This window comes from Bradyrhizobium sp. ISRA430 (assembly GCF_029909975.1).
Lineage (GTDB): Bacteria > Pseudomonadota > Alphaproteobacteria > Rhizobiales > Xanthobacteraceae > Bradyrhizobium.
Genome location: NZ_CP094516.1, coordinates 4,307,770 through 4,323,476 on the forward strand (window position 1 = coordinate 4,307,770; position 15,707 = coordinate 4,323,476).

A 15,707-nucleotide genomic window follows, 5' to 3' on the forward strand; every position below is an offset into this window, starting at 1 on the left:
ACTTCTCAGTCCGGCCGCGGGCTGCAGCGTCTGCTTTTGACAATTGTCCGCCGGCTGCTTTGGTTCCCCCTTGGAGGATTCGCGATCGGGCGAGGCCGCCGCAATAGTTTGATTGACCCCACCTGAGGAACGCGGTGAACGCGCTCATGAATTCGCCCGCCATGCTCGCGCCGCGTGCCGTTGACGTCCGGACCAGGGGCGCTCGTGGCTTCCTCTGGACTGATATAGATGTCCGGCAATGGCGGCGGTTTCGTCGTCCCGCTTGTGCATCGAAACACTGTGCACCCCTCCCGATCAGCTACCGCCGCAACCGAAGTGATCAGCGCAAGCTGCTCCTCGTCGTAGATCGGTGAAGCAGCAATAGTGATATTGTCGATCAAGGGCTGCGATCACCTGATGAGAGCAAATCCGCGGAACTGGAATCTGACACCGATCGTCTTGCGACGCTCGTCTCGAAGCATTATTCGTCCTGATCGCGGTGATACTCGTTGCGCTGAAGTATACGAAAACCGAACCAACCCCAATTGACGCAGTGGCGCTGGATGAGACTATGGTCGTTGAGATCCATCGCTTCCACAAGATCCATCTGTTCGCCTTTGCCGGCATCGCGCGGATATTCCCAGACCCGTCGCTTGCCATCGGTGAGGTATCCAGTTCGATAATACTGGCGCACCGGAGGCTTTCGGATCGCAAGGGGGTCGAACAGGGGCTGCATCTCCTTGTGCCCACGCAGATACCCTCTTTCGATGCCCAACAGATGCGGTACAGGTGGGCTTTCGAACCAGACCATCCTCGGCATAAAGTGCAAGGAGGCCACCCGCATCGTCGTGAGATAGCGCATCATTCCAGGCAAAGTACATCCGTTCGACCGGCGTCGTAGGCTGTGACTAAATTCCTCGGCAGTGCTCGGTCGCCCCCTTTCCTGCAATTGACCACGAGGTTAGCTGTTAGAAGTCGCCTTCCCGGACGTAAGGCTGGGCCCACAGAGTTGCCTGGAGGATCATCGATTTCCACCAGGCATCATACATCCGGTTAACGATATCGGGAGGATGTCCGTTCTTGGCCAGGAACGGCCTCATCGGCACGATGATCGTCGCGCAGAATGCGAGCAGGTCGCGCGCGCGGATGTGGCCCAGCGTGTGTCCGTGGTCCGTCTTGTTCTTCTTGGAGCGATGATGTCTCAGTCCGATTTCGTACTGATAGTCGAGCCAAGCTTGGTCATATTTGGCCCGGGCCGTGTCGATCACCCATTGGCCAAATCTCCGTGCGACTGCCTTTGCATACTCCGCGTCGACTTCGTGCGTTTTTGGATCTTCGTCATAAGCGCGAAGATGGGGGTGATCGAAGATGACGCCACGCCAGACTTTGAGCAAATCTTCAACCTGGTCGGCGAGGATACGCTCTGACATGCGCAGGTAAACAACGTCCTCCTCCGAAAACAGAGCCGATTTCTTCAACTCTTCCCATTCCTCGAGGGAGATCGGCGATTTGGCCACCTTGTCGGTTCCGTAATCATAACCCGGGATCTTCTGTTGTTTGCCTGGGGCATCCATCGTTGATCCTCCTTGTTGTTCGACGGAACGATACACGATTGCCCCAGCCATTCCTTTTCGGGCTCTTCGACCCGAATTGCAGCGACAGAGATGCCACGTCTCCGGCGGATCAGGTTTTTGGCAAAAGCCTCGATGCAGGCCGCCATGTGCGGGCCGAACGCCCGGAGGTTCGGGACGTTGCAAAGGAGCGGCCATCAAAACGGGATACGTGATCTCCAACTGATGCAGGCCTCCAATTTGGAGCGGCCTTGCCCGAGCCGTTTTGAGTTAGCCCGCATCAGGAGGAACAGGTTGAGGCGATCCATGTTGGGTACGGGTGTCGCGGTTGTCAGGCGCACCTGGCTATTCAGGCACGATTCGAATGCCCACTGGGCCAGACCTGAAGATCGACTACCATCTTTGAAGCGACACACCCAATGGAGGATACTCGAATCGCGAGGTGGCGGGCGATGTTGGAAACGCAGCTTTTTGAGGGCCTGTGATTCTGTGATGATGGCTAATACGTCGCGTACTCTCGTCGATGTTGTCGCCGATGGACTCGTGCGCCATGGCGTTGAGTTCATTCTGGGACAGAGCGTGCCGACCGCGTTAGTGCTGGCCTGCGAAGATCGCGGTATCCGCAACATCACCTATCGCCAGGAGAATGCCGGCGGAGCGATTGCCGACGGGTTCGCGCGCGTCTCCGGCCGCGTGCCGGTCATGATCTGCCAAAATGGTCCCGCTGCGGCACTCGCCGTCGCCCCGTTTGCTGAAGCCATGAAGGCAGGAATACCCATCATCGCCATCATGCAGGAAGTGGACCGGTCGCACATCGGCAAGAACGCTTTTCAGGAATATGATCACAAGGCGTTGTTGGGACCGGTGACCAAGTGGTTTCATCTCGTCGAAAGCGTTGATGGCATTGAAGATCATCTCGATCGGGCCTTCATCGCTGCCACGACCGGCAAGCCGGGCCCGGCTTGCCTTATGCTTCCCGTCGATCTGCACAAGGCGCATCTGGACGACGGCCGACATCGCAAGATGCGGTTCGGCACCTGGCCGCTCGACCGACCACGCCCCGACGATGGTATCATCCGCGAGGCGGCGCGGCTCATCGACTGCGCTCGCCTCCCCATCGTGATCGCTGGCGGCGGGGTGCACGGATCAAATGCGTGTGAGGCGCTGCTTCGCTTTGCCGAAAAAGCTGCTGTTCCTGTCGCGACGACCAGCATGGGCAAGGGCGCGATTCCCGAAACGCATCCCCTCGCCATGGGCGTCATCGGCAATCTCACCGGCCCGGCTGGGCTTGGCAGGCAGATCAAGCCGCTCGTAAAGCAAGCTGATGTCGTGCTGCTCGTCGGCAATCGCACCAACGAGGACGGCACCGACCGCTGGTCGCTGATCCCGGACAGCGCGTGTGTCCTCCACATCGATATCGACCCGCAGGAGATTGGCCGCAACTACGAAGCAGTGCGTCTACTCGGCGACGCCCGCGCGACGCTCGATGCGCTCACTGATGCGCTCGGCTGCCACGCGAGAGATCGACAATCGATCGAGCGTCGCGTTGCCGATGCTTGGGCAGCATTCGAGCGCGAACGCGCGCCGCTCCTGGCGGACACCGAGCCCATTCGCGCCGAGCGCGTCCTCAGTGCGATCCAGAAGCGCTTGGGCCCCGAGACGGTGATAGCCGCGGACGCGAGTTACTCCTCGAGTTGGGTTGCGGGCCAGCTTCGAACAAATCACCCCACAACGCGCGTGATTTCGCCTCGGAGCCTTGCGGGACTCGGCTGGGGCTTGCCGCTCGCGCTCGGCGCAAAGCTGGCACGCCAAAATGGAGAGGTCATCGTTGTGGTTGGCGACGGCGGATTTGGGCATGCCTGGGCCGAGCTGGAAACCGCCGTGCGGACCGGCATACGTGTGACCGTCGTGGTGCTCAACAACGGTGTGCTCGGCTATCAAAAAGATGCCGAAACAGCCAAATTCGGTCGTTACACCAGTGCCGGTCATCTGGACCGTGTCGATCACGCCGCGATTGCGCGTGCCTGCGGTGGCTATGGCGAATTGGTCGAGCACGCGCGGGACCTCGATGCGGCATTCGATCGCGCAGCCAGGTCCGACACCGTGGCTTTGCTCGACGTATTGACCGATCCTGGCAGTCATCCGCCGATCGCGCTCTACGATGGAACGTTAGATCGGTTGCAGAAGGGACGCGTGATCCAAGATCCGGTGCCGTAGAGCATTGCTTGGCCCGGATGCACACCCGAGGAACCGACAGGCACGGCATGCTTTAGCGAACTGAGCTATTGGTCTGATCGAGAACTTCTCCGGCACAGCTACGCGATCATGACTTCCAATAAAATTCGGAGGCAGCTCCGATGACCGACAATTTGACGCGTCAGCTTATTGCGGCGCATCTCGTCAATGGCAACATGCGCTCGGGTCATGAGATCGCTCTCAAGGTCGACCAGGTGCTGATGCACGATGCCAATGGTGCACTTTGTGCGCTCCCGAGGCCATGGGCGTTGACCGCGTCCATGTTGAAACCGCGGTCGCCTATATTGACCACCTTGTCGTCGAGGGCGACAGCAGGAACGCTGACGATCATCTCATGCTCGAGAGCGCAGCCCGCAGCTATGGCATGTGGTTCTCGCGAAGCGGCAATGGCATCAGCCATCCCGTCCATCAGCAGTGCTTCGGCATCCCGGGCAAAACGTTGGTCGGCGCGGACTCACATACACCGGCTGCAGGCGCGATCGGCATGCTCGCGATCGGCGCGGGCGGCCTCTCTGTCTCTCTGGCGCTGGCTGGCGAGCCGTTCCATATACCGATGCCGGAGATCTGGGGAATTCGCTTGACAGGCGCGCTTCCGGATTGGATCAGCGCCAAGGACGTCATCCTCGAGCTCCTGCGCCGTCACGACGTATCGGGCGGCAATGGGCGGATCGTCGAGTATCACGGTCCCGGAGTGTCATTCGGCCCTTTAATTGCGGTTTGATGTCAAGTGGTGTCTCCTTTCTTGAAGGCGGTAGCGCTCGACCTGTCGGAGCCCGCCATTGCGTAGACAGGGCGAGCGCGGGTGATGACGATGCCAGTCCGGTTGCGGTTTGGCGTCGTTGGGTCTGATGCCATCGCTGGGGTCATGGTCCTTTCCGAGGTCGCGCAGCGCCTCATGATGATGTCCGGGGCGGACGCCTCAACGTCTGCAGCAGGGTACGGTCGAGCCGCCACCAGCCGAATGAACGAGGTCGTCACAACCACCGTCCCAGCGGGACATCGCTAGTCCGGCGAACCGGACCAGGAGCTAATAAATAGGATCAGGCTTCCTTCGCCTGCCCCCAATGGAACGGTGTGCCATCGACCCAGACGCAGTGGAGGATCACGGCGATCTTGCGGGCGATGGCGACTTTTGCCTTTCTCATGCCAATTCGCTTGGCAAGCTTTATTCCCCAAGCCTTGAGAGAAGACCATTTCTTGGTCCGATAAAGCAGCACCGTCGCCGCCTCGAACAGGTAAGTCCGGAGCAGACGGTCGCCCCATCGGGATATCTTGCCATTGATGTCCGTTTCGCCAGATTGGCTGCGCCGCGGTGTAAGACCCAGATAGGCGCCGACGCTTGATGCCGATCGGAAGCGCGATGGATCATCGCTCGTATGGCGGAACGTCAAGGCAGTCACCACGCCAACACCAGGAACCGTCATTAGGCGACGCGTCGTCTCATCCGACTTCGCCAACTGGCGGACTTCGTTGTCGAATGTGCCTTGTTGCTTGCAGATCTGCTCATGGATCGACAGAAGCGGCGCGATCGCACTGAGGAGCTGATGATCTTCACCCAATAGCTCCCGAACCTGATTGCGGAATTGCAGTCCGATCGCACGGGGGAACAGCAAGCCGTATTCTTTGATGAGACAGCGGACCTGGTTCTCGATATCTCGACGAATGGCTACGAGCCGGGATCTCGCCACGAGTATCGCACGGATCTTCTGACTTTCCTCGCTCTTGACCTTGACTTCTCGATACCAGCCAACCCGTACCAGTTCGGCCAGGCCTCGAGCATCGTTCTGATCGCTTTTGTTCATGCGCACTGACAAAGCCGCGTGCGCATGCCGAGCGTCGATACAGACCACTGGAAGATCGACCCTACGAAGCTCGTGCCACAGCCAACTCGCCATCGCCCCGGTCTCAAAACCAATGCGCTCGGCGTGTGGAGCTCGCTTGCGAAGCAGTGCCGTGAGCGCCCCGGGGTCGGACTTGGCCTTTCCCTCGAACAAGACCTGACCTACCTCGTCGACCACACATACTGACGTTTCTTTCTGCGAGACATCCAGCCCAACAAATTGCTTCATAGCCCCTCCGATTCGTAAGATTGCGGAAGGCTTGAAGATAGCGGACCTTTCGTGCCGCGGGCGCCGACCGCAATTACGTCATCGTCTGCAATATGACCCCCTGAGCCGGGGGATCGGCGTCCAAAATTTGGACGCCGATTGACACGGTAGTGGGATCAGGGGCGCGATTGATGTCCGCGCGAGAGCGGACACTATAGGGGTCCGAATCGGAATCACAAGCCGACATGGCTTACGTGCTAAGTCGCCAGCTTTGCGCCGTGGCATCGGCAAATCACAAGCTTGGCCGGTGAGTCAAAGTTCTGGTTCAACCTTCTAGATTTGTCTCTACTTTCCTGGCGGCACGCTTTACGGCGCCGGCCGCTCTCTTGGCCGCGCGCTTTGAAGCTTCACTCGAGTACCTGGCCGCACGCTTTACGCCACCGGCCGCTTTTTTTGCCGCACGCTTTACCGCTCCAGTTGCAGTTCCAGCCGAGTACTTGGCCGCACGCTTTACGGCGCGGGCCGAACGACGAGCCTTCTTCGCCGGATGGCGCACGAGGCGCCGGACTTGCGTGCGGCCTCGGGCGGTCTGCTTTTTCGCCTTTTTCGCCATTGCTGATCCTCCTACTTGAGGATAATGCGAATACTTGAGGATAATACGAAGTCGCGCAGCGTGGTTCCTAAAATCGGAACAAAGAGCAAGCGCGTGTAAAGTATGCGTTCTTTATCAGAAACCAGCCGAGGACCGGTTTTGGTCCAAAAGTCGGCATGCTCTAGAAGAAGATTTCGGCTCAGCCCAAAAGTCGACATGTGCGCTTTTGTGTGCACTCCCGTACAGGTTCGGATCAATTCGTGGCTCGGCGTAGGCCTGCAGCAGATTCTTGATACCCTGATTGGGCTGCAGCGATGCGATCACCGATCATGGTTGGGGATCCATTCCTCCGCGGTTGAATCCCAATGATGGGTGTCGTCGAAGTGTTTCCAGAGTGGCTGCCTTGGTTCGCTTTCACCCTTCTGTCCTTTTGCATTCAATGTGCTGAGTTGAACGACCAGTGCCCCAGCCATCATCACCCATTCGCGAGCCTTATTTCCGGGGTTCCATTTGGTTGTCGCGAACATCGGATGTCTCCTCCAGAGTAAGAAGCCTTCGTCATCTTAGCATAGCAGGAACATTGGGATGTAAGGTACTTCACAGCAAGCCAACATCTTCGATACAACCTGCGGCGATCCTCGCACGGGTCTGGCGGGGCTGAGCGTCCCTCGATCATATCCTCTCTATCACAATGACCAGACATCATTGGCGAGACGGTAGATCCGCGAACCGGTGACTTGGCGGCCCTGTACATCTCTAAACGACACCGACACGTAGGATTGAGCGGTTCTACGCTCCGCAACGAGCTGGGGCGCTTAGTCTGCCTGCAGTGGACACTGCTGATCGAGGGTTCGGACGGCAGGGGCCGCAATAGCTCCAACGGCCTTGGCGGTCTCGAGAAACTCCGCGGTCGTAAACCAAAGGTTAGTGACACCGACGTTCTCAAGATCGTGGATTGTATATTCGCCACCACGATAGGCGTAGTGACGCGTTTCGCCTGCGGCGTAGGTTGCTTCTTACGACGGGTCCGTCCTCCCTGTATATTCGTGCGCGACCCGCCATGTTGGCAGTCCCGAAATAGTCTAGCACCTGCCGATGAAATCCGATGTGCTCGCCGGGGTAGGATGCACCCAAGGACTTTGAACCCAAAGCTCCTTCGCCCGACAGAACCTGTCCCAGGGGTAAGCGGACGTTTCATGCGTTTGAAGACACTCACGTCGCATTTCCTTACCTGCATCGTGAGCCTCGCCGGTCTGATTAGAGCGCAGCAAGCATTTTCCTACCAGGCAGATGTTAGCGCGAAAGCCGCCATAGTTGTCGATCAAGTTGCCAATCGAGCGGTCAAAGGTGACAAGCTGCCTGCTATGCGAGCGCGGCCTAACGCTCAAAATGGATTACTCGTGCCAAAATCGCGCTTCGGCGCGAATTGCAAGCCGCCGATTGACGTCGTGGGACGCTGTTTCGCCGACGCGAGATTGAACCAGAGCATAGCCTGAGCAGAACCGAATTCCCCTCCGTTCGTTATGCTGTGACCCACCGGCCCGCCGCGGCCGGGTGAATTAGGGATTTGTCCGTTTCAGCGTTTCACCGGATCTACGGGCGCTGACCTTGAGATGTCGCGCAACGGGATTTTCATTGCGAGGCCCGCAGCAAGAACCCGCAGGCGGCGTCACAAACCTGTGGCATGGCCATTGCACAGTCGAGATCAATTGGGATTTCAGCGCTCAGTTTGAGAAGAAAATGCCGCCGGGGACCTGTATTTCGAGCCCAGCAGCGTTCTATTTTCGAAACTAATGAGACAGCCGACAACGTCAACCTTCGGTTCCTTAACCGGCTTAGTGAGCTTGGTCTTCGAGCTCACCACCGTATCAAGAGCATTCCTAATTTGACGGGAGGTGGCCCTGCTCCAACCAGTTCCGACCTTCCCAATGTAGCGCAGTTCTTTCCCTTCTTTCTTGCCAAGGTAGAGCGCGGCAACGCCTGTAGGGTCTTTGATGAAGCCGACGACGGGAAACTTCTCGCGCTGGACGGTCTTCACCTTGAGCCAGGCTTCGGTCCTGTCAGAACGGTACGGCGCGTCGGCGCGCTTGGAGACAATGCCTTCATAATTGAGCTTGTTGGCATGCTCGGACAGCGCGTGGCAAAGCCTACCCGCATTTTCTCCAGGAGTCGCTAAAACTCGGGGTGTAACAGCGTTGCTACGGCTCGGACCAACGCTGTGGGCCTTGTTGAGGAAGGACTCGCTATCGCCAAGGGCATCGAGCAGGCGCTCCGTCTGTTGGCTGCCATCCCGTCCCTCAGCCACGCGAAGAGAGCCCTCGTGTTCGCCTTCGGTTTCTCGGACGGTGCCAAACCAGCCGATTTCTCGCCAGAGCGCGTCCGCATCTCTGTTGACGCAAGCGGCTTCGACTATCGAGGGTTCCTCTTCATGGTCACCAGTCTCATCTTTGGAACGCGCAACCACCGCATCCGTTGAGATTGCATTGACCCGTCAATCGAAAAAGCCCTCGCTTTAAGCGAGACTTACCGGCGATGCGCGGCATAGGAGGTGACCATGAAAAAGATCAGCGATGTAATGACGCGCGACGCGAAACTCGTAGATCCAAACGACACGGTCCAGGACGCGGCAAAGCTGATGAAGGAATGCGATTGTGGCGTGTTGGCCGTGGGCGAAGGTGATCGGCTCGTGGGCATGATCACCGACCGCGATATCGCGGTGCGCTGCATCGCGGATGGCAAAGGGCCGGACAGCAAGGTTCGTGACGCGATGACCCAAGAGGTGAAATACTGCTTCGAAGACGAGGACATGTCTCACGTCTGCGCGAACATGAGTGAGATTCAGGTGCGGCGGTTGCCCGTCGTGAACAGGAACAAGCGCCTGGTCGGTATTGTATCGCTCAGCGACTTGGCGCGCCAATCGGCGGGAACTGCCAAAGCACTGCATGGAATCGCTCGGCCCAGTCAGCAGCACAACCAGAGCTCGCCTACCGCCTGAGCCTTTTCATCGCCCGTTGATATCGTGGGTCCCCGAGCGATGTTGCATGGTATGGCGGGAAAGTTGGAGTCCCCGCTCTGGTTGATGCCCTGCTCTCGCTGTGTGAAAGCATTGTGGGATCGCCTCAAGATCCCTCTCACCTCTCGCGGATGCAATGCGCTAGCTCTGCCGGGATGGTCATGCGCGGTGTCGGCCTGCGAAAAGACTTCGCCATTAGTGTGCATCGCTCTCACGGGCGTGGAGTGCCCTTGACGTCCAGCTCATCCAAGAGCGTCTTGGCGTCCCTGAGGTCAGGAGTATCGAATCCTTCCGTGAATTGACCGTAGATCTCGCGCAGCAGGTCGCGCGCTTCGCCGCGGCGGTCCTGGTCCTGCCACAAACGGGCAAGGTTTATGGCGGCGCGGAGCTTGAACGCAAGCGCCCCTTGCCGGTCGGCAGTGTCGATCGCCTGCAACAGTCGCTGCGCGGCCTCCACGGTCGCTTCGCCGCCGCGAGCCGCGAGGCATGTACCCGCCAGACGATGCGCTTCCGCCTCGAACAGGCGGTTGCGGCTGGTCGTGATGACCTCGAGCGCCTCGTGGACGACTTGCTGCGCGCGGTCGACTTCACCGGAGTTCAGAAGGGCTTCCGCGAACACCAGAAGCTCATACTCGTAATAGAAACGTCGCACCGACTGCCGCGTGGCCTGGACGGCATCCTCCATGCGCTCCAGGCCCTCCGACACCTGCCCGGATTGAAACACGATCCAGCCTAGAAGGAGCGGGCACACGACGAACATGTTGCTCCCTTGGTCGCGCCCGATCCGTATCGTCAGCTCGGCATATTCGCGGCACGGCTCCGGGGCGCGAAGCATTTGGCGAAGCGCTGCCGACCACCATGCCGCATGGGCCAGGCTCGGAGGATGGCCGAGCCGGTTCCCAAGTTCGAGCGCGCAAACCGACATTTGCATCGCCTTGTCCGCAAAGCCGATGACCCAGAGCGTGATAGCGCTGTGCGCGTAGGCGCACACGCCGGTATCGTGACCGCCATAGTCGTAGGCGTGCGCGTGATGACGCTCGGGATCGTACAGCGCGATGCCGCGCTCTGTGTCGGCCAACGTAATCGAATTGAGGCCCAGCACGTGGGAGTTCGCCCAGCGCGAGTGATAGGCCTCGAGCATCAGATCGGGATCGGCGAGCCGTTCGGCCACCTCGACGAGCTCGTTGGCCATTCCAAGCGCCTGCTCGGTCCGCCCGGTAATCAGATTCGTGTACCAGTTGCCCCACATCGCCCGGAAGAGCTTCTTGTCGTCGCCCAGTCCCCGACCGAGCGTAACGGCCCGAGCATAATGATCGACGATTTCGTGCCCAGCCGAACGAAAGCCGCGTGCGATGATCAGGGCGGTGCCCAACCCAAGCCGGATGTCGAGCTCCTGCTGCCAGCGCTCCGCTGAATCAGGCATCTCTTCCAGAAGCCGCAACGCGTTGGAAAAGTGCTTCAGCGCCTCGCTCCCTGCCGAACGGCGCAACGCCAGCTCACCAGCGCGCTGCCAATAGACCGCGGCCTGCTTCCTCAGACCCGCTTCGGTCCGGTGGCGCGCCACCACTTCCGGTTGGCTCTCGACGATTTCGGGAAAAATCTCCTCGATCGCCTGCGCAATGCGCGCGTGCAGGCTTCGTCGCCGGTCCCGCAGCAGGGTGCTGTAAGCGGCATCCTGCAACAGGCCATGCTTGAACAGGAAGCTCGATCGCGGCGGCTCGCCGCGCTGGAAGATCAGGCCGGCCTCGACCAGCCGACCAAGCGTCTCCTTGATCTCCCCCTCAGGCCGCTCGGCGACCCTGGCCGCGAGCTCGTAGGAAAACTCCCGGCCAATTGTCGCGCCGATCTGCGCAATCTCCTTGGCCGCGGGGCCGATGCGGTCAAGCCTCGCCATCAAGGAAGCATGCAGAGTCGGTGGGACCGAGAGCGACGGGCGCGACGTCGAGGCTTCCGCCCGACGAGCCGGGCTGGCATCCACGACTGTCTTGGTTACCTCTTCCAGGAACAGCGGAACGCCATCGCCGCGCTCGACGATTTCTCCGATCAGTTCACTCGGCAATGATTTCGCTTTCGCCGCGAGCTGCCGGACGAGGGCCTCGCTATCAAACCGGTTCAGACGGTTCAGCGTCAGCATGGTAACGTGCGCCTGGTCTGCCCATGGCGCGATGAAGTCCGGACGAAACGTTCCGATCAGCATGACGGGCATGCGCTCGATCCGACGGATGAAGAGGTCCAGCAGCTCCCTCGTGGTCGGATCAATCCAGTGCAGGTCTTCAAAGATCATCAACACCGGCTTCTTCCGCGCCAGCGCGGTGAGCTGCTCCTGCAATGCTTCAAAAGTCTCCTCTCTCCTGCGTCGCGGGTTTTGCTCAACGCTGCGGTAGCGTCCGGTGGGCAGCAGCAAGAGGTCAGCCAACAGCGCCACGTCCCGTTCGGCTGCCGAGGTTTCAGCCATCAGCGCTTCCAGCTTGTCCAGCTTTGCGGCCGGCGTGTCCTCTCGCCCGAAGCCGGCGGCACGCTCGAGCAGATTGATGACCGGGAAGAGCGCGCTGTCCTGGTGGTGCGGCGAGCAAAAGTAATGCAATTCGATGTACTGCTCCGCATCAAGTAGGTCCCGGAGCGCCACCGTCAGGCGCGATTTGCCAATGCCGGGCTCGCCGGAGAACAGGATGACACGCCCTTCGCCGGCTCTTGCCTGCGCCCAGCGTCGAAGCAAGAGCTCGGTTTCCTCCTGGCGATCGACGAGCGGTGTCTCAGCGGAGCGCAGCGCCTCGAAACGGCTCTTGAACCGGTCCTCGCCCAGCACGCGCCAAGCGCGTTGAGGCTCGGTGAAGCCTTTGAGGTCCTTGAACCCGAGGTCCTCCAGCGCAAAAACCGATCCGATCTGCCGCCGCGTGCTGTCGGCGATCACAATCGTGTTCGGCTCGGCCAGAGCCAGCAGCCGGGCGGCGAGATTGGGCACCTCACCCAGAACCTCCGCGTCGTTTCCCGATCCGATCAGGTCACCCACGACCACGAGGCCGGTAGCGATGCCAACTCTGATCTGCAGCGGCTCCGGGCTCCCCAGGCGCCCGATGCCCTCGATCAAGGCCAGGCCCGCCCGCACGGCCTGCTCGGGATCATCCTCATGAGCGTCCGGATAACCGAAATAGACCAAGACACCGTCACCAACGCGGCGGGACACAAAGCCGCCGAACCGGGGCAAGATCTGTGCAACGCGCTTGTGGTAGGCGCCGATGAGTTCGTGAAAGTCTTCGACGTCGAGATGGATGGAAAAACACCTCACCCGCATGTCCACATGATCGTGCCGGGCGGCGGCATCTTGCCCGATGGCGCGCACTGGTGTCCTGCCGACCCGGATTCTTCCCCCGATGCGTGCTCTCCCGCCTGTTCCGGCGGCTGTTCCTGGAGAAGCTCATCGAGTGCGGCACGGTCAGCCGGCGGCGAGAGTGTGGGCCATACTCGATCTATTTTGCACCTGGCAGGCAGGAAGCTGCGACCCCGTGCCCGTTCGTTGAGCGGAACAGTTCGGTATCAGAGGCGTTTTTTTCGCACTGAGAAGAAAGCCATTGGCGCATGTGCTGATGCGAAACGACCGAACTGCGCTTACGCTTAAGTGTCCCGCTTGCGGTCGGGCGACGCCGCATCGGTTTCTTTACATCAAGAACGGTTGTGACATTTTTCAATCTCGTGACTGCGGATTGGGACGCATCGAAGCATCGAGCTTCGATCCCCTCGCCTATTATGACGACGGCTACTTTTCCGGCCGTCAGTCCGACGGCTATGCCGACTACCGCGGCGCCGAACCCGTGCTACGGCGCGAGTTCGCCCGTACGGTCGAGTTCATCCGGCACCGCAAGCCACAGGGCTGCCTGCTCGAGATCGGTTGCGCCTACGGCTTTTTTCTCGATGAGGCCCGCCGCGCCGGATTTGAGGTGAGCGGCATCGAGCCGGCGGAAGCGGCTGCTGCCCATGCTGGCGATCTCGGCTTGAACGTCGTCTGCGGCCTGCTGAGCGAAGCGACTCTCAAGTCGCTTGGCACCTTGGATGTTATCGTCCTCCTCGATGTCATCGAGCATCTGCCCGACCCACAGGAAGCCCTCGCACTGTTCGCGGACCATCTCCGGCCGGGCGGAATCATCGTGCTGACGACCGGAGACTTCGGTTCCTTGGCGGCGCGGTCGATCGGCGCGCACTGGCGCCTGATGACGCCTCCGCAGCACCTGTGGTTCTTCAACCGCGACAACATCGGGTCTCTCGCCCATTCGGTCGGCTCGCGCGTCGACAGTTCCGATCACCCCTGGAAATTCGTGCCGTTCTCGCTGATCGCCTTCCAGGTCGGTCGCATGCTCGGCCGCAAGATCGCGGCCAGCCCGACCGGCAACCGGTTCGCTATTCCGGTGAACCTGTTCGACGCGATGCGCGTGGTCTTGAGCAAGGCGCCCCCACGTTCGGATCAGAGCCTCCCATGACAGAGCGCCTCAACCTCGGCCAGATCGCTTTGCTCATCACCTACGCGGCCGGCATGGCGACGGGCTTGCTTGCGGCCCATGGTCCCGTTTTCCTTGGGAGCGGCGACCTGTTTCGCGGCGCGGTGACGAACCGACTTCTTTGCCATCGGGGTCCTCTCGGCGGCCAGGAACCAGCATTTGCGGTTGCTATCGAAACGATAGACCCAGCGCTGGCTCTCGGCCGTCCCGGGCTGCGGCAAGCATTCCTTTTCGGCGGGCGCCGGCGCGGTGGCTTCTGCAGGAGCGGCTTGGCCAAAGAAGGCGGCGAAAGGATTCGAAGATGCCGCCGACGTCGAGAGACCTGCGAGAAGGAGAAAAGCGGCGAAGCAAAATCGCAAATGACCGGACATGAAAACCCCAGTGTTGCGCCCCCTCGCCTACGACCATTGGCCGCGTTCTAGGTCGCGATGCGACTGAACCGTACGGCCTGGGTGAAGTTCAATTACTTCCGCAACGACCGCCTCACATGCGCAGGCAAGTACGCGCACAGGAGCGCAAGATCGGTCACGTCGTCGCGAAGAAGACGATCCGATTGTTCGGGATCTTCTTGCTTCACCCAATCCGAAGCAGAAAACGACGATCGATTTGTTGCTTACGCTGGACGGCGCGGTCAACAACCGCGCCATCCTCTCGAGCGAAAGCGCTTGCGCCGCGTGGGGCGCGGAGGTTGATGCTCGCTTTCTCTGGCCGCTAGGACCCCGCGCAGGCAGCGGGCCCAATTCACGACTAAGTGAATCGGGCCTGACCGCCAACAGGGACCTCCGGGCAGCCGTTCGCCGTCAGGGTATTGTTCGGCTGTTCTCCAAATCTTGTTTGAGCTCGGCGATGGCTGCCTTTGCATCGGCTCGCCGTTCCTGCAGCAACAGACGAAAGCTATTCGCGCCGCGCATCAGCCTGACGCCGTCGGGCGTAACCTCGTACACCGCGATGCCTAAGCCATCCTGCCTTGACCATCGCGATGGCGGTCTCCTCGCTGCATTTACGGCGGGTGCCGCCGGGGAAATACAGATTGCCATCGTGCGCAATCAGGCGGCCGTACAGGTGCGCCTGCCTCAACACTTTGCGCATTCCGGGCGACGGCTTGACCATATCGGCTATCAAACTCAAGGGTTGCCCGTATTGGTCCCGGTGAGCTTATTGTAGCGCGTTGCCGGCGACGGGGAAATACCACTGGCTCCGGCGGACGGTGCGCCCCGGGGGACGCACCTAATCAACAGTTCTAAAGTGGAAGTTCTGCATGCCCTGAAGTGCATCACGGGCGACTTTCTCCTCACGCTCGATAGCCGCGATAGCGAAATTCGCTAATCCCAACGGCCTTTGCTCACCCCGGCTATAAATTTCAGCGACATGCGCGATTGACAGTTGCATCGCCTGCGGTGGCGCTTTCTTTATCTCGTTTTGTGCAATGCAATCCGCCGCTATAAGCTTCGATGAGAGGAATTCCAGGATTTTTTGAGCTTGCCCCGTTTTTGACGCTTATGAATGATGCAGCCATAAACATTTTTGAATTTGCGAAACACCATGCTTCCCAACGACCTGAGCCCTTCCCTATTTTCGAGAAATCAGGCGTAGCGCGCGCAAATCTTTGGACGATGCCGAGCATGACGTTGCCCCGGCGGTCTGCCTTGCGCGCCATTCTCCGCCAAAAAATCCGACCATTCCGATGAGGTCCAACGATGGCCGGCACGCTCAAATCTGGAGACGTGCGAGCGGCAAATGACGCCGTTGGCTTTGCGG

Annotated in this window: 13 protein-coding genes and 1 pseudogene; 6 read left to right on the forward strand and 8 right to left on the reverse strand. The window is 60.0% G+C overall.

The window, feature by feature from the left end; all coding sequences use genetic code 11:
• Positions 1-460 precede the first annotated feature (460 nt).
• Both MTX21_RS20595 and MTX21_RS20600 read right to left on the reverse strand, forming a co-directional pair.
• On the reverse strand, positions 461-844 hold the full coding sequence (locus tag MTX21_RS20595; RefSeq protein ID WP_280966538.1) for a hypothetical protein: 384 nt from the start codon (positions 842-844) through the stop codon (positions 461-463).
• A 103-nt stretch (positions 845-947) separates the two neighbouring features.
• A complete protein-coding gene (locus tag MTX21_RS20600; RefSeq protein ID WP_280966539.1) occupies positions 948-1,604 on the reverse strand; it encodes a protoglobin domain-containing protein in 657 nt (218 codons plus the stop codon).
• Between the two features lie 348 nt (positions 1,605-1,952).
• Between MTX21_RS20600 and MTX21_RS20605 the strand changes: the two genes are divergently transcribed.
• Both MTX21_RS20605 and MTX21_RS20610 read left to right on the forward strand, forming a co-directional pair.
• Complete coding sequence (locus tag MTX21_RS20605) at positions 1,953-3,767, forward strand: acetolactate synthase catalytic subunit (RefSeq protein ID WP_348637449.1); 1,815 nt, start codon at positions 1,953-1,955, stop codon at positions 3,765-3,767.
• A gap of 280 nt (positions 3,768-4,047) precedes the next feature.
• On the forward strand, positions 4,048-4,527 hold the full coding sequence (locus tag MTX21_RS20610) for an aconitase family protein (protein ID WP_280966540.1): 480 nt from the start codon (positions 4,048-4,050) through the stop codon (positions 4,525-4,527).
• Positions 4,528-4,846: 319 nt separating this feature from the next.
• On the opposite strand, the gene MTX21_RS20615 is transcribed toward MTX21_RS20610, so the two are convergent.
• From MTX21_RS20615 to MTX21_RS20625, 3 genes are all read right to left on the reverse strand, one after another.
• The gene (locus tag MTX21_RS20615) at positions 4,847-5,875 is read right to left on the reverse strand and encodes an IS110 family transposase (RefSeq protein WP_280966541.1); all 1,029 of its coding nucleotides are present in this window, start codon (positions 5,873-5,875) and stop codon (positions 4,847-4,849) included.
• Between the two features lie 891 nt (positions 5,876-6,766).
• Complete coding sequence (locus tag MTX21_RS20620; RefSeq protein ID WP_280966542.1) at positions 6,767-6,973, reverse strand: hypothetical protein; 207 nt, start codon at positions 6,971-6,973, stop codon at positions 6,767-6,769.
• Between the two features lie 1,190 nt (positions 6,974-8,163).
• Positions 8,164-8,910, reverse strand: coding sequence for a hypothetical protein (locus MTX21_RS20625; protein ID WP_280966543.1), 747 nt, complete (start codon positions 8,908-8,910; stop codon positions 8,164-8,166).
• A gap of 90 nt (positions 8,911-9,000) precedes the next feature.
• Between MTX21_RS20625 and MTX21_RS20630 the strand changes: the two genes are divergently transcribed.
• Positions 9,001-9,441, forward strand: coding sequence for a CBS domain-containing protein (locus MTX21_RS20630; protein ID WP_280966544.1), 441 nt, complete (start codon positions 9,001-9,003; stop codon positions 9,439-9,441).
• A 229-nt stretch (positions 9,442-9,670) separates the two neighbouring features.
• Here the strand turns inward: MTX21_RS20630 and MTX21_RS20635 are convergent, their stop codons facing one another.
• Positions 9,671-12,751 (reverse strand): AAA family ATPase, encoded by a 3,081-nt coding sequence (locus MTX21_RS20635; RefSeq protein ID WP_280971121.1) that lies wholly within the window; start codon positions 12,749-12,751, stop codon positions 9,671-9,673.
• On the opposite strand from MTX21_RS20635, the pseudogene MTX21_RS20640 reads away from it, so the two are divergent.
• Together MTX21_RS20640 and MTX21_RS20645 are read left to right on the forward strand one after the other, a co-directional pair.
• Positions 12,737-12,876, forward strand: a pseudogene (locus tag MTX21_RS20640) (transposase); the annotation flags it as partial. The gene MTX21_RS20635 and the pseudogene MTX21_RS20640 overlap by 15 nt on opposite strands.
• A 284-nt stretch (positions 12,877-13,160) precedes the next feature.
• On the forward strand, positions 13,161-13,931 hold the full coding sequence (locus MTX21_RS20645; protein ID WP_280966545.1) for a class I SAM-dependent methyltransferase: 771 nt from the start codon (positions 13,161-13,163) through the stop codon (positions 13,929-13,931).
• Here the strand turns inward: MTX21_RS20645 and MTX21_RS20650 are convergent.
• Positions 13,916-14,320, reverse strand: a complete 405-nt coding sequence (locus tag MTX21_RS20650) for a hypothetical protein (protein ID WP_280966546.1) — start codon at positions 14,318-14,320, stop codon at positions 13,916-13,918. The genes MTX21_RS20645 and MTX21_RS20650 overlap by 16 nt on opposite strands.
• A gap of 475 nt (positions 14,321-14,795) precedes the next feature.
• On the opposite strand from MTX21_RS20650, the gene MTX21_RS20655 reads away from it, so the two are divergent.
• Complete coding sequence (locus MTX21_RS20655) at positions 14,796-15,113, forward strand: hypothetical protein (RefSeq protein ID WP_280966547.1); 318 nt, start codon at positions 14,796-14,798, stop codon at positions 15,111-15,113.
• 196 nt (positions 15,114-15,309) lie between these two features.
• On the opposite strand, the gene MTX21_RS20660 is transcribed toward MTX21_RS20655, so the two are convergent.
• A complete protein-coding gene (locus tag MTX21_RS20660; protein WP_280966548.1) occupies positions 15,310-15,573 on the reverse strand; it encodes a hypothetical protein in 264 nt (87 codons plus the stop codon).
• Positions 15,574-15,707 lie beyond the last annotated feature (134 nt).